Source organism: Sphingomonas asaccharolytica NBRC 15499, from assembly GCF_001598355.1.
GTDB classification, from domain to species: Bacteria; Pseudomonadota; Alphaproteobacteria; order Sphingomonadales; family Sphingomonadaceae; genus Sphingomonas; species Sphingomonas asaccharolytica.
On the sequence record NZ_BCYU01000003.1, the window covers coordinates 48,044 to 65,877 of the forward strand.

The 17,834-nt window shown below is 63.8% G+C and carries 31 protein-coding genes; 28 read left to right on the top strand and 3 right to left on the bottom strand.

All coding sequences use genetic code 11. The annotated features are described in order from the left end of the window. The first annotated feature begins 198 nt into the window (after positions 1-198). From rplC to rplQ, 28 genes are all read left to right on the top strand, one after another. On the top strand, positions 199-954 hold the full coding sequence (gene rplC / locus SAS01S_RS01355; protein WP_066803626.1) for a 50S ribosomal protein L3: 756 nt from the start codon (positions 199-201) through the stop codon (positions 952-954). 2 nt (positions 955-956) lie between these two features. Then, a complete protein-coding gene (gene rplD, locus SAS01S_RS01360; protein ID WP_066803629.1) occupies positions 957-1,586 on the top strand; it encodes a 50S ribosomal protein L4 in 630 nt (209 codons plus the stop codon). Further along, entirely contained in the window at positions 1,579-1,902 is a 324-nt protein-coding gene (locus SAS01S_RS01365) for a 50S ribosomal protein L23 (RefSeq protein ID WP_066803631.1), read from the top strand. Before rplD ends, SAS01S_RS01365 begins: the two co-directional genes overlap by 8 nt. After that, positions 1,902-2,753, top strand: coding sequence for a 50S ribosomal protein L2 (rplB, locus tag SAS01S_RS01370; RefSeq protein ID WP_066583996.1), 852 nt, complete (start codon positions 1,902-1,904; stop codon positions 2,751-2,753). Before SAS01S_RS01365 ends, rplB begins: the two co-directional genes overlap by 1 nt. Positions 2,754-2,759: 6 nt before the next feature. Continuing rightward, complete coding sequence (gene rpsS / locus SAS01S_RS01375) at positions 2,760-3,038, top strand: 30S ribosomal protein S19 (RefSeq protein ID WP_066803633.1); 279 nt, start codon at positions 2,760-2,762, stop codon at positions 3,036-3,038. Between the two features lies 1 nt (position 3,039). Continuing rightward, positions 3,040-3,417: a 50S ribosomal protein L22 gene (gene rplV / locus SAS01S_RS01380; protein ID WP_066803635.1), complete on the top strand. Its 378-nt coding sequence runs from the start codon at positions 3,040-3,042 to the stop codon at positions 3,415-3,417. Then, on the top strand, positions 3,417-4,124 hold the full coding sequence (gene rpsC, locus SAS01S_RS01385) for a 30S ribosomal protein S3 (protein ID WP_066803638.1): 708 nt from the start codon (positions 3,417-3,419) through the stop codon (positions 4,122-4,124). Before rplV ends, rpsC begins: the two co-directional genes overlap by 1 nt. Before the next feature lie 12 nt (positions 4,125-4,136). Beyond that, entirely contained in the window at positions 4,137-4,571 is a 435-nt protein-coding gene (gene rplP / locus SAS01S_RS01390; RefSeq protein WP_066803641.1) for a 50S ribosomal protein L16, read from the top strand. 1 nt (position 4,572) lies between these two features. After that, positions 4,573-4,776: a 50S ribosomal protein L29 gene (gene rpmC / locus SAS01S_RS01395; protein ID WP_066583985.1), complete on the top strand. Its 204-nt coding sequence runs from the start codon at positions 4,573-4,575 to the stop codon at positions 4,774-4,776. 10 nt (positions 4,777-4,786) lie between these two features. Next, positions 4,787-5,059, top strand: coding sequence for a 30S ribosomal protein S17 (gene rpsQ, locus SAS01S_RS01400; RefSeq protein WP_066583982.1), 273 nt, complete (start codon positions 4,787-4,789; stop codon positions 5,057-5,059). Between the two features lie 67 nt (positions 5,060-5,126). Beyond that, the gene (rplN, locus tag SAS01S_RS01405) at positions 5,127-5,495 is read left to right on the top strand and encodes a 50S ribosomal protein L14 (RefSeq protein WP_066583980.1); all 369 of its coding nucleotides are present in this window, start codon (positions 5,127-5,129) and stop codon (positions 5,493-5,495) included. Beyond that, a complete protein-coding gene (gene rplX, locus SAS01S_RS01410) occupies positions 5,495-5,812 on the top strand; it encodes a 50S ribosomal protein L24 (RefSeq protein ID WP_066803644.1) in 318 nt (105 codons plus the stop codon). Before rplN ends, rplX begins: the two co-directional genes overlap by 1 nt. Next, on the top strand, positions 5,805-6,389 hold the full coding sequence (gene rplE / locus SAS01S_RS01415; protein ID WP_066803647.1) for a 50S ribosomal protein L5: 585 nt from the start codon (positions 5,805-5,807) through the stop codon (positions 6,387-6,389). Before rplX ends, rplE begins: the two co-directional genes overlap by 8 nt. A gap of 19 nt (positions 6,390-6,408) precedes the next feature. Then, positions 6,409-6,714 (top strand): 30S ribosomal protein S14, encoded by a 306-nt coding sequence (gene rpsN, locus SAS01S_RS01420; protein ID WP_066803651.1) that lies wholly within the window; start codon positions 6,409-6,411, stop codon positions 6,712-6,714. A 10-nt stretch (positions 6,715-6,724) separates the two neighbouring features. Further along, positions 6,725-7,120 carry a 30S ribosomal protein S8 gene (rpsH, locus tag SAS01S_RS01425; RefSeq protein ID WP_066583973.1) on the top strand — a complete coding sequence of 132 codons (396 nt, stop codon included), beginning with the start codon at positions 6,725-6,727 and terminating at the stop codon, positions 7,118-7,120. Further along, complete coding sequence (gene rplF / locus SAS01S_RS01430; protein ID WP_066803654.1) at positions 7,120-7,653, top strand: 50S ribosomal protein L6; 534 nt, start codon at positions 7,120-7,122, stop codon at positions 7,651-7,653. Before rpsH ends, rplF begins: the two co-directional genes overlap by 1 nt. After that, positions 7,653-8,009: a 50S ribosomal protein L18 gene (gene rplR, locus SAS01S_RS01435; protein WP_066803657.1), complete on the top strand. Its 357-nt coding sequence runs from the start codon at positions 7,653-7,655 to the stop codon at positions 8,007-8,009. Before rplF ends, rplR begins: the two co-directional genes overlap by 1 nt. 2 nt (positions 8,010-8,011) lie before the next feature. Next, complete coding sequence (gene rpsE / locus SAS01S_RS01440; protein WP_066803661.1) at positions 8,012-8,779, top strand: 30S ribosomal protein S5; 768 nt, start codon at positions 8,012-8,014, stop codon at positions 8,777-8,779. A 29-nt stretch (positions 8,780-8,808) separates the two neighbouring features. Beyond that, positions 8,809-8,985, top strand: coding sequence for a 50S ribosomal protein L30 (gene rpmD, locus SAS01S_RS01445; protein ID WP_066803810.1), 177 nt, complete (start codon positions 8,809-8,811; stop codon positions 8,983-8,985). 213 nt (positions 8,986-9,198) lie between these two features. Next, the gene (rplO, locus tag SAS01S_RS01450; RefSeq protein ID WP_066803664.1) at positions 9,199-9,753 is read left to right on the top strand and encodes a 50S ribosomal protein L15; all 555 of its coding nucleotides are present in this window, start codon (positions 9,199-9,201) and stop codon (positions 9,751-9,753) included. A gap of 122 nt (positions 9,754-9,875) precedes the next feature. Then, positions 9,876-11,240 carry a preprotein translocase subunit SecY gene (secY, locus tag SAS01S_RS01455; protein WP_066803667.1) on the top strand — a complete coding sequence of 455 codons (1,365 nt, stop codon included), beginning with the start codon at positions 9,876-9,878 and terminating at the stop codon, positions 11,238-11,240. A gap of 37 nt (positions 11,241-11,277) precedes the next feature. Further along, a complete protein-coding gene (locus tag SAS01S_RS01460) occupies positions 11,278-11,928 on the top strand; it encodes an adenylate kinase (protein WP_066803669.1) in 651 nt (216 codons plus the stop codon). Between the two features lie 243 nt (positions 11,929-12,171). Further along, positions 12,172-12,729, top strand: a complete 558-nt coding sequence (locus SAS01S_RS01465; RefSeq protein ID WP_066803672.1) for an SRPBCC family protein — start codon at positions 12,172-12,174, stop codon at positions 12,727-12,729. Between the two features lie 62 nt (positions 12,730-12,791). Next, positions 12,792-13,067: a hypothetical protein gene (locus SAS01S_RS01470; protein ID WP_066803675.1), complete on the top strand. Its 276-nt coding sequence runs from the start codon at positions 12,792-12,794 to the stop codon at positions 13,065-13,067. A 199-nt stretch (positions 13,068-13,266) separates the two neighbouring features. Next, positions 13,267-13,635 (top strand): 30S ribosomal protein S13, encoded by a 369-nt coding sequence (gene rpsM, locus SAS01S_RS01475; protein ID WP_066803677.1) that lies wholly within the window; start codon positions 13,267-13,269, stop codon positions 13,633-13,635. Positions 13,636-13,689: 54 nt separating this feature from the next. Further along, the gene (rpsK, locus tag SAS01S_RS01480; protein WP_066583941.1) at positions 13,690-14,079 is read left to right on the top strand and encodes a 30S ribosomal protein S11; all 390 of its coding nucleotides are present in this window, start codon (positions 13,690-13,692) and stop codon (positions 14,077-14,079) included. Between the two features lie 97 nt (positions 14,080-14,176). After that, positions 14,177-15,238, top strand: a complete 1,062-nt coding sequence (locus tag SAS01S_RS01485; RefSeq protein WP_066583937.1) for a DNA-directed RNA polymerase subunit alpha — start codon at positions 14,177-14,179, stop codon at positions 15,236-15,238. Positions 15,239-15,414: 176 nt separating this feature from the next. Further along, positions 15,415-15,837, top strand: coding sequence for a 50S ribosomal protein L17 (rplQ, locus tag SAS01S_RS01490; RefSeq protein WP_066803680.1), 423 nt, complete (start codon positions 15,415-15,417; stop codon positions 15,835-15,837). 58 nt (positions 15,838-15,895) lie between these two features. Here the strand turns inward: rplQ and SAS01S_RS01495 are convergent, their stop codons facing one another. The 3 genes from SAS01S_RS01495 to SAS01S_RS01505 all read right to left on the bottom strand — a co-directional run bounded on the left by SAS01S_RS01495 (position 15,896) and on the right by SAS01S_RS01505 (position 17,762). After that, complete coding sequence (locus SAS01S_RS01495; RefSeq protein WP_066803683.1) at positions 15,896-16,708, bottom strand: NIPSNAP family protein; 813 nt, start codon at positions 16,706-16,708, stop codon at positions 15,896-15,898. After that, entirely contained in the window at positions 16,705-17,094 is a 390-nt protein-coding gene (locus SAS01S_RS01500; RefSeq protein WP_218016226.1) for a hypothetical protein, read from the bottom strand. Before SAS01S_RS01500 ends, SAS01S_RS01495 begins: the two co-directional genes overlap by 4 nt. 95 nt (positions 17,095-17,189) lie before the next feature. Further along, the gene (locus SAS01S_RS01505; RefSeq protein ID WP_218016227.1) at positions 17,190-17,762 is read right to left on the bottom strand and encodes a DUF1579 domain-containing protein; all 573 of its coding nucleotides are present in this window, start codon (positions 17,760-17,762) and stop codon (positions 17,190-17,192) included. Between the last annotated feature and the right edge of the window lie 72 nt (positions 17,763-17,834).

The window sequence follows — 17,834 nt, forward strand, 5'->3', positions numbered from 1 at the left end:
GCTGACAAATAGAGATACCGCTGATCTTCTGATCAGGACAGCGTCTCCCGTCACGTTCTCTGGCTCAGGCCATCGAACAACCAGCCCGGGACGGGGGCTCGCTTCGCATTTCCGGGCTGGACCGATCGGTGCTCGTTACCGGTCACAAGCACCCTTGGGATGGTCCCTTGGGTGCCTCTGTTATGGAGTGAACAGATCATGCGCACTGGCGTGATCGCGAAGAAGTTGGGGATGACCCGCCTGTTCCAGGACGACGGCCGCCACGTGCCGGTCACCGTCCTGTCGCTCGAAGGGCTGCAGGTTATCTCCCGTCGCGAAATTGATAAGGACGGCTACACTGCCGTTCAGCTCGGGGCCGGCACGGCCAAGGCGAAGAACGTCGCCAAGCCGCAGCGCGGTCATTTCGGCAAGGCGGAAGTCGAGCCCAAGGCGATCGTCGCGGAATTCCGTGTCGATGCCGATGGCCTGCTCGACGTCGGTGCCGAAATCTCGGCCGACCATTATGTCGCCGGCCAGATCGTCGATATCCAGGGCAAGACCCAGGGTAAGGGCTTCCAGGGCGGTATGAAGCGCTGGGGCTTCGGTGGTCTTCGTGCCACCCACGGCGTCTCGGTCTCGCACCGTTCGCTCGGTTCGACCGGTCAGCGCCAGGATCCGGGCAAGGTCTTCAAGAACAAGAAGATGGCCGGCCACATGGGTGACAAATATCGCACCCAGCAGAATCTCGAGATCGTCGGCACCGACGTCGAGCGCGGTCTGATCTTCGTGAAGGGTTCCGTGCCCGGCTCGAAGGGTGGCTGGCTGTTCGTCAAGGACTCCGTCAAGGTCGCCCGCCACGCCGACGCGCCGTTCCCGGCCGGGCTGAAGCAGGCCGCCAACAGCAACAACGCTCCCGCAGAGACGCCCGCCGAGACGGTGGACGCTCCTGAGGCGACCGAAGGCCAGGAGGGCTGAACGTGAAGGTCAAGGTTCAATCCTTCGACGCCAAGGCGAAGGCCGCGGACATCGAGCTCAACGACGAGGTCTTCGGCCTCGATCCGCGCGCCGACATCCTGCACCGCGTCGTCACCTGGCAGCTCGAAAAGCGCCGTGCGACCGCACGCGGCACGCGCGAGCGCGCCGACGTTGCCCGCACCGGCAAGAAGTATGGCCGCCAGAAGGGTGGCGGTACCGCTCGTCACGGCGATCGCCGCGCCCCGATCTTTATCGGTGGTGGTAAGGCTCACGGTGCCCGCGTTCGCGACTTCAATCCGTCGCTGAACAAGAAGATCCGTGCGCTCGGCCTCAAGATGGCGCTGTCGACCCATGCCAAGGCCGGGTCGCTGATCGTCATGGACTCGATCGCCATCGACGGCGGCAAGACCAAGGCGCTCAAGGGCAACCTCGAGAAGATCGGCTTCGGCAAGACCGCTTTGGTGATCGATGGCGACGCCGTCGAGAACACCTTCGCGCTCGCCGCCGGCAACCTTCGGGAGATCAACGTTCTCCCGGCCGCCGGCGCCAACGTCTACGACATCCTGAAGCATGACACGCTGGTGCTGACGCGCGCTGCGGTCGAGAAGCTGGAGGCGCGTTTCAATGGCTAAGAAGCCGACCAAAAGCGCGGTCGACATCCGTCACTATGACGTGATCGTCGCCCCGCACATCACCGAGAAGTCGACGCTCGTCAGCGAGCAGAACGCGGTGGTGTTCAAGGTTGCGGGCGACGCGACCAAGCCGGAGATCAAGGCTGCCGTCGAGGCGCTGTTCAACGTCAGCGTGTCGAAGGTCAACACGATCGTCCAGAAGGGCAAGACCAAGAAGTGGAAGGGCGCTCCGTATACGCGCTCTGACATGAAGAAGGCGATTGTCACCCTCAAGGAAGGTCAGTCGATCGACGTGACCGAAGGGGTCAAGGCGTAATGGCACTCAAGCATTACAACCCGACGAGCCCGGCCCGCCGTGGCTTGATCCTCGTCGACCGTTCGGCGCTGTACAAGGGCAAGCCCGTCAAGGCGCTGACCGAAGGCAAGCGCAAGACCGGTGGTCGCAACAACAAGGGCCATGTAACGTCGCGCGGCATCGCCGGCGGTCACAAGCAGCGTTATCGTATCATCGATTTCAAGCGCCGCCTGTGGGATGTCGACGGCACCGTCGAGCGGATCGAATACGATCCCAACCGTACCGCGTTCATCGCTTTGGTGAACTATGGTGCGGGTGAGGATGGCAAGGATCGCGTCGCCTATATCATCGCGCCGCAGCGTCTCGCCGTTGGCGACAAGGTTGTCGCGGGCAAGAAGACCGACGTGAAGCCGGGCAACGCCATGGAGCTGGGCCAGATGCCGGTCGGCACCATCGTCCACAACGTGGAGATGAAGCCGGGCAAGGGTGGTCAGATTGCACGGTCGGCAGGGACATATGTCCAGGTCGTCGGTCGCGACCGCGGGATGGTGATCGTTCGCCTCAACTCGGGTGAACAGCGTTACATTCCGGCGGATTGCATGGCGACGGTCGGTGCGGTGTCCAACCCGGACAACCAGAACACCAACCTCGGCAAGGCCGGCCGCAATCGTTGGAAGGGCATCCGCCCGCTGACGCGCGGTGTCGCCAAGAACCCGGTCGACCACCCGCATGGCGGTGGTGAAGGCCGGACCTCGGGCGGCCGTCATCCGGTCACCCCGTGGGGCAAGCCGACCAAGGGTGCCCGCACCCGTCACAACAAGCAGACCGACAAGTTCATCATCCGGTCGCGTCACGCGAAGAAGAAGGGCTAACCGCTCATGGCTCGTTCCGTTTGGAAAGGTCCGTTCGTCGACCTCAGCCTTCTCAAGAAGGCCGAAGTCGCTCAGGAATCGACTGCCCGTAGTGGCCCGATCAAGACCTGGTCGCGTCGCTCGACCATCCTGCCGCAGTTCGTCGGCCTGACCTTCAGTGTCTACAACGGCCGCAAGTTCGTGCCGGTGTCGGTCAATGAGGACATGGTCGGCATGAAGCTCGGCGAGTTCGCGCCGACCCGGTACTTCCCGGGTCACGCCGCCGACAAGAAGGGCAAGCGTTAAAATGTCGAAGCCTAAGTCTCCCCGCAAGGTCGGCGACAAGGAAGCGCTGGCCGTCGCTACCCAGATTCGTGGGTCGGCGCAGAAGCTCAACCTCGTCGCGGGTCTGATCCGCGGCCGCAAGGCCGGCGACGCGCTCAACATCCTCGCTTTCTCCAAGAAGGGAATGGCGATCGATGCGCGCAAGGTGCTCGCCTCGGCGATCGCGAACGCGGAAAACAACCACAACCTCGATGTCGACGCGCTCGTCGTCGCCGAGGCGTCGGTCGGCAAGTCGATCACGATGAAGCGCTTCGCGACCCGCGGCCGTGGCAAGTCCACCCGCATCCTGAAGCCGTTTTCGCGCCTTCGCATCGTCGTCCGCGAGCAGGAAGAAGCATAATGGGTCACAAGAGCAATCCGATCGGCCTGCGCCTGCAGATCAACCGTACCTGGGACAGCCGCTGGTTCGCGGAAGGTCAGGATTACGGCAAGCTCCTCCTCGAGGACCTGAAGATCCGCAAGTACATCGTCGACACGCTGCCCCAGGCGGCGATCTCGAAGGTCGTGATCGAGCGTCCGGCCAAATTGTGCCGCGTGTCGATCTATGCCGCGCGCCCCGGCGTGATCATCGGCAAGAAGGGCACCGACATCGAAAAGCTGCGGCGCAAGCTCGGCACGATGACGGGTTCGGACGTGTCGCTGAACATCGTCGAGATCCGCAAGCCCGAGATCGACGCCAAGCTCGTTGCGCAGGGCATTGCCGACCAGCTCGAGCGTCGTATCGCGTTCCGTCGCGCCATGAAGCGTGCGGTGCAGTCGGCGATGCGTCTGGGTGCCGACGGCATCCGCGTGCAGTGCGGCGGCCGTCTCGGCGGCGCCGAGATCGCGCGCACCGAAAGCTATCGTGAGGGCCGGGTGCCGCTGCACACGCTGCGCGCCCACCTCGATTATGCCGAAGCGCAGGCGCACACCGCTTACGGTGTCTGCGGCGTCAAGGTGTGGGTCTTCAAGGGCGAGATTCTCGGCCATGACCCGATGGCGCAGGAGCGGTTGATGATGGAGGCTCAGACCTCCGGCGTGCGCCCGGCGCGCGACGACCGCCGCTAAGGACAACAGGACATGCTGCAACCAAAACGCACCAAGTTCCGCAAGGCGTTCAAGGGCCGGATTCACGGCGACGCCAAGGGTGGCGCCACGCTGAACTTCGGTTCCTACGGGCTGAAGGCGATGGAGCCGGAGCGGATCACCGCGCGTCAGATCGAGGCGGCTCGCCGCGCGATCACGCGTCACATCAAGCGCCAGGGGCGCTTGTGGATCCGGATCTTCCCGGACGTGCCCGTCTCGTCGAAGCCGGCCGAAGTCCGCATGGGTAAGGGTAAGGGTTCGCCGGAATTCTGGGCGGCACGCGTCAAGCCCGGCCGCATCCTGTTCGAGCTGGACGGCGTTCCCGGCCCGCTCGCGGCGGAAGCGTTCGAGCGCGCGGCGATGAAGCTGCCGATCAAGACGAAGGTCGTGGCGCGCCTTGGCGACACCTCGCACCTCGGAGGCGAGTAAGATGGCGAACAAGATCGATTATAGCGGCATGGACGAGCAGACGCTCGACCAAGAGTTGGGCAACCTGAAGCGCGAGGCGTTCAACCTCCGTTTCCAGGCCGCGACCAGCCAGCTGGAGAAGCCGAGCCGCGTGCGTGAAGTTCGCCGTGACATCGCTCGCATCAAGACCCTGCAGACCGCGCGTTCGCGCGCTGCGGCAAAGTAAGGAAACGGACATGCCGAAGCGCGTGCTGACCGGGCAGATCGTCTCGGACAAGGGCGACAAGACGGTGGTCGTGAACGTGGAACGCAAGGTCAAGCATGCGCTCTACGGCAAGATCATCCGCCGCTCGAAGAAGTATCACGCCCATGACGAGGGCAACGAGTACAAGCAGGGTGAAACCGTGCGGATCGAAGAGACCGCGCCGATCTCCAAGCTGAAGACCTGGAAGGTGATCGAGCGGGTTGACACCCACGCGACGCCGGAGCGGGTCGACGTCGACGCGTAAGCGTCAGCAGTTTTCATCGGAACCGCCGGGCCAGTCCCGGTAGGCCAAACGAGAAGGAACCGGATCGATGATCCAGATGCAATCCAATCTCGACGTCGCTGACAATAGCGGCGCGAAGCGGGTGCAGTGCATCAAGGTGCTGGGCGGCTCGAAGCGTCGCACGGCCGGCGTTGGCGACATCATCGTCGTCAGCGTCAAGGAAGCGCAGCCTCGCGGCCGAGTGAAGAAGGGCGACGTTCACCGCGCGGTGATCGTGCGTACCGCCAAGGATATCCGCCGTCCCGACGGCTCGGTGATCCGCTTCGATTCGAACGCGGCCGTCCTGGTCAACAAGAACGAGGAGCCGATCGGCACCCGCATCTTCGGCCCGGTCGTGCGCGAACTGCGTGCTCGTGGTCACATGAAGGTGATCAGCCTGGCTCCGGAGGTGCTGTAATGGCTGCTGCGAAGATCAAGAAGGGCGACCAGGTGATTGTCCTGTCCGGTAAGGACAAGGGCCGCACCGGTGAAGTCGTCAAGGCGATGCCGAAGGACGGCAAGGTCGTCGTTTCGGGTGTCAATGTGCACGTCCGTCACGTCAAGCCGAGCCAGACCAACCCGCAAGGTGGTCTCGATCGCTCGGAAGCGCCGATGCACGTGTCGAAGGTTGCCCATGTCGTGGACGGCAAGCCGACCCGCGTCCGTTTCGAAACGGGCAAGGACGGCAAGAAGGTCCGCGTCGCGGTAAAGACCGGGAAGAAGATCGATGGCTGACAAGTACAAGGCTCGCATGCAGGCGCGCTATGACGACGTGATCGTCAAGGCGATGACCGAGAAGTTCGGGTACAAGAATGCGCTCGAAGTGCCGCGGCTCGAAAAGATCGTCTTGAACATGGGCGTCGGTGAGGCGACCCAGGACAAGAAGAAAGTCGAGCAGGCAGCTTCGGAAATGGAGCTGATTGCGGGCCAGAAGCCGGTGATCACCAAGGCGAAGAAGTCGATCGCGCAGTTCAAGCTGCGTGAGGGCATGCCGATCGGCGTGAAGGTCACCCTTCGCCGTGAGCGCATGTACGAATTCCTCGACCGCTTCATCACGATCGCGCTCCCGCGCGTTCGCGACTTCCGCGGCCTCAATCCGAAGTCGTTCGACGGTCGCGGCAATTACGCGATGGGCCTCAGGGAACAGCTCGTGTTCCCGGAGATCAACTATGACCGCATCGACAAGGTGCGCGGCATGGACGTCATCGTAACCACCACCGCGAAGTCCGATGATGAGGCTCGCGAGCTCCTCCGTCTCTTCGGTTTCCCGTTCCCCATCGAGGCGGACGGCGAAGCGAAGCAGGCGGCATAAGGGAAAGAGAACTTAAGTCATGGCGAAACTGAGTTCCGTGAACAAGAATGAGCGTCGCAAGAAGCTGGTGGTGAAATATGCCAACCGCTATGCGAAGCTGAAGGCGCAGGCGAACGACAAGTCGCTCGACGAAACCGAGCGTCTGATCGCGCGGCTGAAGATGGCCGAGATTCCCCGCAACGGGAATCCGACCCGCATCCGCAATCGTTGCGAAGTGACGGGCCGTCCCCGCGCTTACTACCGCAAATTCCGACTCTGCCGTGTGCAGCTGCGCGAACTGGCCAACAAGGGCCTGATCCCCGGCGTCACGAAGTCGAGCTGGTAAGGACACGAAGATGGCAGTGACCGATCCCCTGGGTGATATGCTCACCCGCATCCGCAACGGCCAGCGCGCGCGCAAGGACTCGGTCCTTTCGCCGGCGTCGAAGTTGCGCGTCCGCGTGCTCGATGTTCTCCAGCGTGAGGGCTATATCCGCGGTTATTCCGAGGAAGAGATGGGGCCCGCCAAGGGCATCCGTATCGAGCTCAAATATTTCGAGGGCCAGCCGGCCATCAAGCACGTCGCGCGCGTCTCGAAGCCGGGCCGCCGCGTGTACAGCGGTTCGCAGGAACTGCCGCGCGTGATGAACGGCCTGGGCATCACCATCGTCTCGACGCCGCGCGGCGTGCTCTCGGATGCCGAAGCACGTGAGCAGAATGTCGGCGGCGAAGTGCTGGCGGAGGTGTTCTGATGAGCCGCATTGGCAAAAAGGCTGTCGCGATTCCGAGCGGTGTCACCGCGACGGTCGCCGACGGCACGCTCAGCATGAAGGGCCCCAAGGGCACCCTCAGCATGCCGATGGCCGATGAGGTCATCTACGACGTCCAGGCGGACTCGATCGGCGTCAAGCCGGCCAACGAGACCAAGCGCGCTCGCGCGTTCTGGGGCATGCAGCGGACCCTGGTGCAGAACCTGGTGACCGGCGTGACCGACGGCTTCACCAAGAAGCTGCTGATCACCGGCGTCGGCTACCGCGCCAATGCCCAGGGCAAAAGGCTGAAGCTGCAGCTCGGCTATAGCCACGATGTCGATATCGACGTGCCGGAGGGCCTGACGGTCGCTACCCCGGACAACACGACGGTCGAGATTTCGGGCGCCGACAAGCAGAAGGTCGGCCAGCTGGCCGCCGAGATCCGCCGCTGGCGTAAGCCCGAGCCGTACAAGGGCAAGGGCATCAAGTACGACGGCGAGTACATCTTCCGTAAGGAAGGGAAGAAGAAGTAATGACCAAGGGTCTTTCGCTTTTCGAGAAGCGCCGCCGGCGCAATCGCACCGCGCTCCGTTCGCGTGGCGGCGGTCGTCCGCGCCTCTCGGTGCATCGTTCGGGCAAGCACATCTATGCCCAGGTGATCGACGACGAGAACGGCAAGACCGTTGCCGCCGCATCGAGCCTGGAAAAGGACGTGCGCGACAAGTCGGGCGCGAACATCGACGCCGCGGCCCGGGTCGGCAAGCGCGTGGCGGAAGCCGCGGTGAAGGCCGGGGTCAAGCAGGTCGTGTTCGATCGCGGCGGCTTCCTGTTTCATGGCCGCGTCAAGGCGCTGGCCGATGCGGCTCGTGAAGCCGGACTGGAGTTCTGAGAATGGCTGACGAAACCAACCCGACGGTCGACGCTCCCGTCGATGCGCCTGCGGTCGAAGCGACCACTGCCCATGAGGCGCCCCAGGGCGGCCGTGGTGGTGGCGGCGGCGGTCGCGGTGGTCGTGGTCGCGGTGGCCCGGGCGGCGGCGGCGGTGGCGGCAATCGTGGCGGCCGTGATGGCGGCCGCGGCGGACGTCGCGACGATCGTCGTGGCCAGGGCAGCGACGACGGCGGCGAAGAGCTGATCGAAAAGCTCGTCCACATCAACCGCGTCTCGAAGACGGTGAAGGGCGGCAAGCGCTTCGGCTTCGCGGCGCTGGTCGTGGTGGGCGACGGCAAGGGCCGGGTCGGCTTCGGTCACGGCAAGGCGCGCGAAGTGCCGGAGGCGATCTCCAAGGCGACTGCCGCTGCCAAGAAGCACATGATCCGCGTTCCGCTGCGCGAAGGCCGCACGCTGCACCATGATGGCAACGGCCATTTCGGTGCGGGCAAGGTCACGCTGCGCTCGGCGCCGCAGGGTACCGGCATCATCGCCGGCGGTCCGATGCGCGCCGTGTTCGAATCGCTCGGCGTCGCCGACGTGGTGACCAAGTCGGTCGGCACGTCGAACCCCTACAACATGATCCGCGCCACCTTCGAGGCGTTGGGCGACCAGACTTCGCCGAAGTCGGTTGCGCAGCGGCGCGGTAAGAAGATCGCCGACCTGCTCGGCCGCGGTGGCGCCGACAAGGGCGCGGCCGAGGCTGAAGCCCTGGCGATCGCGGAGTAATCGACATGGCAGCCAAGAAGGACGCCGCGATCGGCACGGTGAAGATCACCCAGACCGGTTCGCCGATCCGCCGCACCAAGGACCAGCGTGCCACGCTGATCGGTCTGGGGCTCAACAAGATGCACCGGACCGTCGAGCTGAAGGATACGCCCGAGGTTCGCGGCATGATCAAGAAGGTCGCTCACATGGTGAGCGTCGCCGAGTAACCCATCTAGCCCTCTCCCGCTTGCGGGAGAGGGTTGGGTGAGGGTCTTCTTCCTTCTTCTCCGCGGTGTTGCGGTAACGAAGAAGAAAGAAGACCCTCACCACTTCGACTAGGCAGCAAGCTGCCAAGTCTCCGTACCTCTCCCGCAGGCGAGAGGGGATAAAGCTACCGTTCGCGGGAGCTTGCGCGACAAAAGCGAAAGCGAGTGCATGATATGAAATTGAACGAACTGCGCGACAACCAGGGCGCGCGCCATCGCAAGATCCGCGTCGGCCGTGGCATCGGCTCGGGCAAGGGCAAGACCGCCGGTCGTGGCCAGAAGGGCCAGAAGAGCCGCGAAGGCGTCTCGATCGCGGGCTTCGAGGGCGGCCAGATGCCGCTCCACATGCGTCTGCCAAAGCGTGGCTTCAACAACATCTTCGCCAAGGACCATGCCGAGGTGAACCTCGGCGCAATCCAGAAGGCGGTCGACGCCGGCAAGCTCGATGCCAAGGGCACGATCGACCACGCCGCGCTGAAGGCCGCAGGCCTGGCGCGCGGCGGCAAGCATGGCGTCCGTCTGCTCGGCAAGGGCGAAGTTACCGCCAAGCTCAGCTTCCTGGTCGCCGGCGCGTCGAAGGGCGCGATCGAGGCGGTCGAGAAGGCTGGCGGTAAAGTCGAGGTCATCGAGCTCGTCTCCGCCGCCGACAAGGCTGCTGCCAAGAAGGGCGTCAAGTATCGCGAGCGCAAGGCCGACAAGGAAGCCAAGCAGGCTGCCGCGAAGAAGTAATCCACACCGGTCCGTCGCTTGTGCGACGGGCGATAGGTGACAAGGCCGAATGGGCGCCTATATGAGCGGCGGGGGCGCGGAACACGCATCTCCGCCGTTTTTATTTCGGGACGATCAAATAAATGGCATCCGCAGCCGATAGTCTGGCCTCAGGGCTCAACCTTTCCAAGTTCGCCCAGGCGACCGACCTCAAGAAGCGGCTGTGGTTCACGATCGGCGCGCTGATCGTCTTCCGCCTGCTCAGCTACGTCCCGCTGCCGGGCGTCGACCCGACCGCGCTCGGCGTGCTGTCGAACCAGACCAATGGCGGTGTGCTCGACTTCTTCAACAATTTCTCGGGCGGGTCGCTCAAGCGCATGTCGCTGACCGCGCTCGGCGTGATGCCCTATATCACCGCCTCGATCGTGGTGCAGCTCGCGACCTCGCTGTCGCCGACGCTCGCCGCGATCAAGAAAGAGGGTGAGAGCGGGCGCAAGCGGCTCAACCAATATACCCGCTACGGCACCGTCGCGCTGACTGCGGTGCAAGGCTGGTTCATCGCGGTCGGGCTGGAAGCCTATGGCGCCAATGCCGGCGTCCAGGCAGTGGTCGAACCCGGCATGCTGTTCCGCGTCGGCGCGGTGATCAGCCTGATCGGCGGCACGATGTTCCTGATGTGGCTGGGCGAGCAGATCACCAGCCGCGGCATCGGCAATGGCGTTTCACTGATCATCATGGCTGGCATCGTCGCCAACATGCCGACCAACATCTACAATCTGATCAATGGCAGCCGCACCGGCAGCATGGACAGTTTCCAGGTGCTCGGGATCATCGCCGCGGTGATCGCGATCATTCTGTTCATCTGCTTCATGGAGCGCGCGCAACGGCGCATCCTGATCCAATATCCAAAGCGACAAACCCAGCGCGGCGTCCAGTCCGATCGCAGCCACTTGCCGCTCAAGCTCAACACCGCCGGCGTGATCCCGCCGATCTTCGCCTCGTCGCTGCTGCTGATGCCGCTGACCATCACTCAGCTCGCAGGCAACAAGGTAAAGGGCGATACCTGGTGGGGCGATGTCGTCATCAGCCTCAACCAGTACCTCCAGCACGGCTCGATCCTGTACATGACGCTGTACGGGCTCGGCATCATCTTCTTCTCGTTCTTCTACACCGCCGTGGTGTTCAATCCCGAAGAGACCGCGGACAATCTGAAGCGCTATGGGGGGTTCATCCCGGGCATTCGCCCGGGCAAGAACACCGAAGCCTATTTCGATTATGTGCTGACGCGCATCACCGTGATCGGCGCGGCCTATCTGGCGGTAATCTGCCTGGTGCCCGAATATCTCGTCTCGGCGCTGAAGATCCCGTTCTACCTCGGCGGCACCAGCCTGCTGATCGTCGTCAACGTGACGATGGACACGGTGACCCAGATCCAGTCGCATCTGCTGGCGCACCAATATGGCGACCTCATCAAGAAGGCGAAGTTGAAGGGCGGCCGCCTCCGTTAAGAGGGGCGGCGCCAACAGGGAGACAAGGGGTGCATACGTGAACATCATCCTCCTCGGCCCACCCGGGGCCGGCAAGGGCACCCAGGCGGCGAAGCTCGTCGCTGACCGCGGCATGGTCCAGCTATCGACCGGCGACATGCTGCGCGCCGCGGTGAAGGCGGGGACGCCGACCGGCCTCAAGGCCAAGGCGATCATGGATGCCGGCGAACTGGTGCCCGATGATGTCGTGTCGGGGATCATCGGCGAGCGGCTCGATCAGATGACGGCGGGTGAGGGCGCGATCTTCGACGGCTATCCGCGTACCGCCGCGCAGGCCGAGGCGCTCGATCAATTGCTCGCCGATCGCGGCCGCAAGCTCGACCATGTGATCGAGCTGACCGTCGACGAGGACGCGCTCGTCACACGCATCACTGGCCGCTACACCTGCGCCAAGTGCGGCGAGGGCTATCACGACACATTCAAGCAGCCCAAGGTCACCGGCGTCTGCGACGTCTGCGGCTCGACCGAATTCAAGCGCCGCCCCGACGATAACGAGGAAACCGTTCGCACCCGGATGGCCGAGTATCGCGGCAAGACCGCGCCGATCATCCCGATCTACGAAGCCCGCGGCATCCTGGCGCGGGTCGACGGCATGGCAGATATCGACCAGGTCAGTGCGGCGGTGGCGGCAGCGCTGGACAGTAAGTAAGGCGATAGGGCCTGAGGCCCGGTCGTCTTCCTTTGGCAAATAGTCGGCATCCTAGCGAAACACCCTACCGTCACCCCAGCGAAAGCTGGGGTCTCGTGGTTTACAAAGCGATCGCGCCGCCGCTTGAGATCCCAGCTTGCGCTGGGATGACGGAAGTGGCTGGGGTGAGGGGAGGGTGTTTCGCGGGAGTGACGGATAGCTTGTGGCACGATAGTCTTCCTCCATCCTGAGGGGGGATCCACCATGTTCCGCGCCACAATTGCCGCCGTTCTGTTTGCGATCGTCACAACACCCGCCATTGCCGATGTCGTGAAAACCGAAGCCGCCGGCTTCGTCGTCGAAAAGACCGTCACGATCGACGCCTCGGCCGACACGGTGTGGGAAACGCTGCGCGCTCCCCAACGCTGGTGGTCAAAGGAACACACTTGGTCCGGCGATTCCGCCAATCTCTATATCGACAGCCAGGCGACGGGGTGCTTCTGCGAGAAGCTGCCGGGCCGGGGCAGCGTCCAGCATGCGCGACTGATCTTCGTCGACAAGGGCAAGATGCTGCGGATGGAAGGCGCGTTCGGCCCGCTCCAGGGTGAGGCGATCGTCGCGACGATGACGTTCGAACTCTCGCCGGAGGGCGACAAGGCGACCAAGGTCAAGATGACCTATGTCGCCGGAGGCTATTCGCCGACGGGGTTCGAGAAACTCGCCCCGCTCGTCGATGGGGTGCTCGGCACCCAGCTTGACGGGCTCAAGACCGCGGCCGAGGCGCCGCCACCTGCTCCCGTCGGCCCAGACGATAAGAAATAGCGGGGAACGCCGATCTTCCTTCTCGCGTTCGATACCTGTGGGCATTGGAAGGAGGATGGCCGGTGCGTGTCGATCGCGGCAATCGTTGGGCGCTCGGGCTCGGCTTGGGCATCCTGGCAGCAGTCGGAACCGGCATCTTGGCGGGCAATCAGACGGTGGCCGAGATGAACCCGTTCTACGCCAACCTAGCCACGGCGGCGGGCGGGGTGGATCGTGGTACCGAGATCGTCGACGCGTCCTTCGTCCAACCCGCCGACACGCTTCCCGACACCGGCGATCTCAGTTATGGACGGGGACGAGCGGATGACGATCGTTATGCCGCCACGGATATCCGCTGAAGCGCGGGCGACTGGCGCATTCCACTGGCAGCCGCGCTTGACAGTATAGCGACTCGACCCTAAGTGAACGCCCTTCCGATACACCGGCTGACCGGCGGCGCTTGCCTGCGTCCGCCGCTGTCGTGCGTTTCGGGCATCGCGATGAGATGGGGTACGTGGCAGCCATGCCGTATCCCGTGGAGCTAGGAGAATAAATTTCATGGCACGTATTGCGGGTGTCAACATCCCGACCAACAAGCGCGTAGTGATCGCGCTTCAGTATATCCACGGCATTGGCCCGGCCAAAGCCAAGGAAATCACCACGAAGCTGAACATCGCTCCAGAGCGTCGTGTTCAGGACCTGACCGACCAGGAAGTGCTGCAGATCCGCGAAGCGATCGACGCCGGCTATATGGTCGAGGGCGATCTTCGTCGCGAGACCGCGATGAACATCAAGCGCCTGATGGATCTGGCCTGCTATCGCGGCCTGCGCCACCGTAAGGGTCTGCCCGTCCGTGGCCAGCGCACGCATACCAATGCGCGCACTCGCAAGGGCAAGGCCAAGCCGATCGCCGGCAAGAAGAAGTAAGCAGGCGCGCTAGCCCGCACCGCTACTTCCAGCTTCGAAGGTTAGGATAGAAAAATGGCACGTGAACCGCAGCGCCTTCGTCGGCGCGAACGCAAGAACATCACCGCCGGCGTCGCCCATGTGAACGCCAGCTTCAACAATACCATGATCACCATCACCGATGCCCAGGGCAATGCGATCAGCTGGTCGTCCGCCGGGATGATGGGGTTCAAGGGATCGCGCAAGTCGACCCCGTACGCGGCGCAGGTTGCCGCCGAAGACGCGGGCCGCAAGGCCGCCGAACACGGCGTCCGCACGCTCGAAGTAGAGGTCAAGGGTCCGGGTTCGGGCCGCGAGTCGGCGCTTCGCGCGCTGCAAGCGGTCGGCTTCCAGATCACCTCGATCCGCGACGTGACCTCGATCCCGCACAATGGCGTGCGTCCGTCCAAGCGTCGCCGCGTCTGAATTCGTCTGGCCGGCGCGCGGTTGATCGCGCTGCGCCGGCATTCGCCCACGGCCGCAGGGGTTACCCCCACCCCCGGCCCAACAGAGGGAAGCCCCCGTGTCTGTCAATGCAAAGAACTGGCAGGAATTGAAGAAGCCCAACGCGCTCGAAAAGAAGGGCGGCGATGGGAAGAGCAAGGCGACCTTCGTTGCCGAACCGCTCGAGCGCGGTTTTGGTCTGACCCTTGGCAACGCGCTGCGTCGCGTGTTGCTGTCGAGCCTTCAGGGCGCGGCGGTCACTTCGATCAAGATCGAGAACGTGCTGCACGAGTTCAGCTCGCTTGCCGGCGTCCGTGAGGACGTGACCGACATCGTGCTGAACGTGAAGCAGATCGCGCTGAAGATGCAGGGCGAAGGTCCGCGTCGTCTCCAGCTCGCGGCCACCGGCCCGGCAGAGGTCAAGGCCGGGGACATCGCCGTGTCGGGCGACATCGAAGTGATGAACCCCGACCTGGTGATCTGCCACCTCGACGAGGGTGCGACGCTCAACATGGAGCTGACCGCCGATGTCGGTAAGGGCTATGTCGCCGCGGTCGCCAACCGTCCGGCCGATGCGCCGATCGGCTTGATCCCGGTCGACGCGCTTTACTCGCCGGTGCGCCAGGTGTCGTACAAGGTCGAGAACACCCGCGTCGGGCAGGAACTCGATTACGACAAGCTGACGCTGACGGTCGAAACCGACGGCACGGTGACCCCGGAGGACGCGCTCGCTTATGCCGCGCGCATCCTGCAGGACCAGCTGGCGCTGTTCGTCCACTTCGACGATTCGGCGATCACCCGCTCGGCGCCGATCGGCGTCGCCGCGGCGCCGTCGGATACCGGTGTCTCGGGCGACACCCAGCAGATCAATCGTTACCTGCTCAAGAAGGTCGACGAGCTCGAACTGTCGGTGCGTTCGGCCAACTGCCTCAAGAACGACAACATCATCTATATCGGCGATCTGGTCGGCAAGACCGAAGCCGAGATGCTGCGCACGCCAAATTTCGGCCGCAAGTCGCTCAACGAGATCAAGGAAGTGCTGTCGAGCATGGGTCTCCGCCTCGGGATGGAAATCCCGGGCTGGCCGCCTGAGAACATCGAAGAGATGGCCAAGAAGCTGGAACAGGAAATCATGGGCTAACGCCCATCCGCCGTCATCCCCGCGAAAGCGGGGACCCAGCTCCTTTACGAGGGACTGGGTTCGACGGCGGGAGATGGGCCCCCGCTTTCGTGGGGGTGACGATTGGGTGTGGTCCGCGTCGCCACCTGGTCTGGGGTACCTGAAACGGCCCCTTAACGAACTGAAAGGACTAAGAAATGCGTCATAAGGTTGGCGGTCGTAAGCTTCAGCGTACCTCCGCGCATCGTCTCGCCCTGTTCCGCAACATGGCGGCCGCGCTCATCAAGCACGAGCAGATCACCACCACCGTCGCCAAGGCGAAGGAACTTCGCCCGTACGTCGAGAAGCTGGTGACGCTGGCGAAGAAGGGCGGCCTGTCCAATCGTCGTCTGGCGCATGCGCGCTTGCTCGACGACGCGCAGCTGGTGAAGTTGTTCGACGTGATCGGCCCGCGCTACGCCTCGCGCGCCGGTGGCTATACCCGCGTCATCAAGGCCGGCATCCGCGCGTCGGATGCGTCGCCGATGGCGATCATCGAGTTCGTCGATCGTGACGTCTCGGCCAAGGGCCAGGATTCGGGCCCGGTCATGACCGACGAGGATTACGACGTCGCTGCCTGAGCGGCATCGCCCGAAATAGAAAAAAGGCCTCGCGGAAGCGGGGCCTTTTTTTGTTCGGTCACCGCAGCAGCGACCGCGGCGTCGGCGACAACATCAGCACTTGCGGGGTGCGCTCACGGTAATTGGCCAATGCTGGCTGTAGCGACCCACGCCAGACCGCCCTCGCTCGCAGCTTGCGTTGAGCGGACTGATAGGCGGCAGGGCTGGCAACGCGCGTGAACCACACCAGCAGTCGCTCGTTTTGCCGCACATAGAGACGCGGGAAATTGTTGGGCTCGGTCTCGGGGCTATAAGCGGCAAGTACCGGTAGGCCGGCCGCGCGATAGGCAGGCGCCAGCGTGTCGCGGAAATAGGCCGCATATCCCTGGTCTGGCTGTTTCCACAGATATTCGATCGTCGCCACGACCAGCCCAGCCGGTTTGCCGTCGGCGCCCGGCGGCGGCCGTTGCCCGCTTGGTGAGCCGAACCCAGATCCCGACCAGGCGGGCCGCAACAGCAGCACGTCGTCATTGTCGTCGAGCAGCGGGTTGGCCTCGCCGCGATGCGCTTGCCAGACCGGCCCGAAATAGAAATCGTTGAGCGCCTTGCCGCGCGCTTCCATCGACGAGAAGGCGCGGATCCACGTGAACCGGCTGGGATCGTCGCGGTCGCGGAATTGGCCGACCAGCCGCATGCCCAGCTTTTCCTGGCTTTCGACGAACTCGCGCTCGAACAGGGCGATCATGGCGTCTCGCTTGCCCGGCACGATCTTATACTGGCGCAGCTCAATGACCGGATGCGGCGCTGCGTCGTCGGCAGCGATGCCGGGGGCTGGAGCGGAAAGCGCCGCAATGCCGGCAGCGGCGAGCGACAGAAAAGGAACGCGCTTCATGTCCGGCTGAACTCCATGATCCAATTGACCTCCCAGGTGGCGCCGCCGTCAGCCGAAAAGGCTTGGGTCCAGCGTGCCGTGGTCAGCGTCGGCCGCTCCCAAAGGAAGCGCAGCCGGATCGGACGGCCGCGGAAGCTGTCCTCGCCGAAGAAGGTTCCGACGCCATCCTTGAACGCGCCGTAAAGCGGCGGATCGATCTTGGGATCGCGCCCGTCGATCCAGTGCAGCGACCATTGCCCGGTATCGGGATGGAATAGCCGCAAGGTGCAGGCTTCGTAGCGTCCTTCCGGCTGATCGATGACGTTCTGGTCGAAATTGCCCAAGCCGCCCAGGATCGGATCGGCATGCATGGTGCCGCCGAACGCGATCCAGTCGGTACTTCCCACCAAACGGTCCCGCAGCTTGCGATGGCGGACTTGCCAGGATCCGTGAATAAAATCGAAGTCCCCGGCGCCGGTCGGACGAGCGAGCCCAGCTATCGTCATTGCTTGGCCCTCGTGAAGTCCATGATCCAATTGGTTTCCCAGCTCCGCTCGCCATCGTCCGAAAAGGCCTGCGTCCATTGCGCAATGGTCGGACTCAACGGCTCGTAAGTCGTGCGTACGCGAATCGGCCGTCCCGCGAAGACATCGTCCGCGAAGAATGTCCCGCGCTTACCCTCGAACCTGCCGACCACCGGCGGATCGAGCGCGGGTGCGCGGCCATCCAGCCACCAGATCGACCAATGCCCGGTCGCTGTACTGAACAGTCGCAGCGAGTGCGCTTCGTAAGGTCCGCTGGGGTCGGACAGCTCGTTGCGATCGAAATTCCCGGCGCCGTTCAGGATCGGCGATACCGACAACGTGCCTGGGAAATCGAACCACTCGTGATTGCCAGCCAACCGTTTGCGCAGCTTGCGATGGCGCACACGCCACTCGCCGATCAGGAAATCGAACCCGCGCTGCTGATCAAACCGACCGCCCGCCGCCAATGCCGGCTGCCACGCTGCGGCCAGCGGCAGCGCAGCGGCGAGCGCCAATGACTTACGGCGATTCAGTTCCTTGTTGGTGTCCATTCGACGCCTCCTTGTGTAGAACAGGGCAACCGGTTTGTTTTGTCAATAGGCCAGTCGGCCGACTCTACTTCT

Coding starts and splice junctions, on each gene's coding strand:
- rplN (WP_066583980.1), top strand. CDS start 5,127: ATGATCCAGATGCAATCCAATCTCGACGTCGCTGACAATAGCGGCGCG.
- rpsM (WP_066803677.1), top strand. CDS start 13,267: ATGGCACGTATTGCGGGTGTCAACATCCCGACCAACAAGCGCGTAGTG.
- secY (WP_066803667.1), top strand. CDS start 9,876: ATGGCATCCGCAGCCGATAGTCTGGCCTCAGGGCTCAACCTTTCCAAG.
- rpsN (WP_066803651.1), top strand. CDS start 6,409: ATGGCGAAACTGAGTTCCGTGAACAAGAATGAGCGTCGCAAGAAGCTG.
- rpsQ (WP_066583982.1), top strand. CDS start 4,787: ATGCCGAAGCGCGTGCTGACCGGGCAGATCGTCTCGGACAAGGGCGAC.
- rplV (WP_066803635.1), top strand. CDS start 3,040: ATGTCGAAGCCTAAGTCTCCCCGCAAGGTCGGCGACAAGGAAGCGCTG.
- rpsK (WP_066583941.1), top strand. CDS start 13,690: ATGGCACGTGAACCGCAGCGCCTTCGTCGGCGCGAACGCAAGAACATC.
- SAS01S_RS01505 (WP_218016227.1), bottom strand. CDS start 17,762: ATGGACACCAACAAGGAACTGAATCGCCGTAAGTCATTGGCGCTCGCC.
- rplC (WP_066803626.1), top strand. CDS start 199: ATGCGCACTGGCGTGATCGCGAAGAAGTTGGGGATGACCCGCCTGTTC.
- rplE (WP_066803647.1), top strand. CDS start 5,805: ATGGCTGACAAGTACAAGGCTCGCATGCAGGCGCGCTATGACGACGTG.
- rplQ (WP_066803680.1), top strand. CDS start 15,415: ATGCGTCATAAGGTTGGCGGTCGTAAGCTTCAGCGTACCTCCGCGCAT.
- rpsH (WP_066583973.1), top strand. CDS start 6,725: ATGGCAGTGACCGATCCCCTGGGTGATATGCTCACCCGCATCCGCAAC.
- rplP (WP_066803641.1), top strand. CDS start 4,137: ATGCTGCAACCAAAACGCACCAAGTTCCGCAAGGCGTTCAAGGGCCGG.
- SAS01S_RS01465 (WP_066803672.1), top strand. CDS start 12,172: ATGTTCCGCGCCACAATTGCCGCCGTTCTGTTTGCGATCGTCACAACA.
- rplX (WP_066803644.1), top strand. CDS start 5,495: ATGGCTGCTGCGAAGATCAAGAAGGGCGACCAGGTGATTGTCCTGTCC.
- SAS01S_RS01365 (WP_066803631.1), top strand. CDS start 1,579: ATGGCTAAGAAGCCGACCAAAAGCGCGGTCGACATCCGTCACTATGAC.
- rplR (WP_066803657.1), top strand. CDS start 7,653: ATGACCAAGGGTCTTTCGCTTTTCGAGAAGCGCCGCCGGCGCAATCGC.
- rpsS (WP_066803633.1), top strand. CDS start 2,760: ATGGCTCGTTCCGTTTGGAAAGGTCCGTTCGTCGACCTCAGCCTTCTC.
- rpsC (WP_066803638.1), top strand. CDS start 3,417: ATGGGTCACAAGAGCAATCCGATCGGCCTGCGCCTGCAGATCAACCGT.
- rpmC (WP_066583985.1), top strand. CDS start 4,573: ATGGCGAACAAGATCGATTATAGCGGCATGGACGAGCAGACGCTCGAC.
- SAS01S_RS01495 (WP_066803683.1), bottom strand. CDS start 16,708: ATGAAGCGCGTTCCTTTTCTGTCGCTCGCCGCTGCCGGCATTGCGGCG.
- rplB (WP_066583996.1), top strand. CDS start 1,902: ATGGCACTCAAGCATTACAACCCGACGAGCCCGGCCCGCCGTGGCTTG.
- rpsE (WP_066803661.1), top strand. CDS start 8,012: ATGGCTGACGAAACCAACCCGACGGTCGACGCTCCCGTCGATGCGCCT.
- rplF (WP_066803654.1), top strand. CDS start 7,120: ATGAGCCGCATTGGCAAAAAGGCTGTCGCGATTCCGAGCGGTGTCACC.
- rplO (WP_066803664.1), top strand. CDS start 9,199: ATGAAATTGAACGAACTGCGCGACAACCAGGGCGCGCGCCATCGCAAG.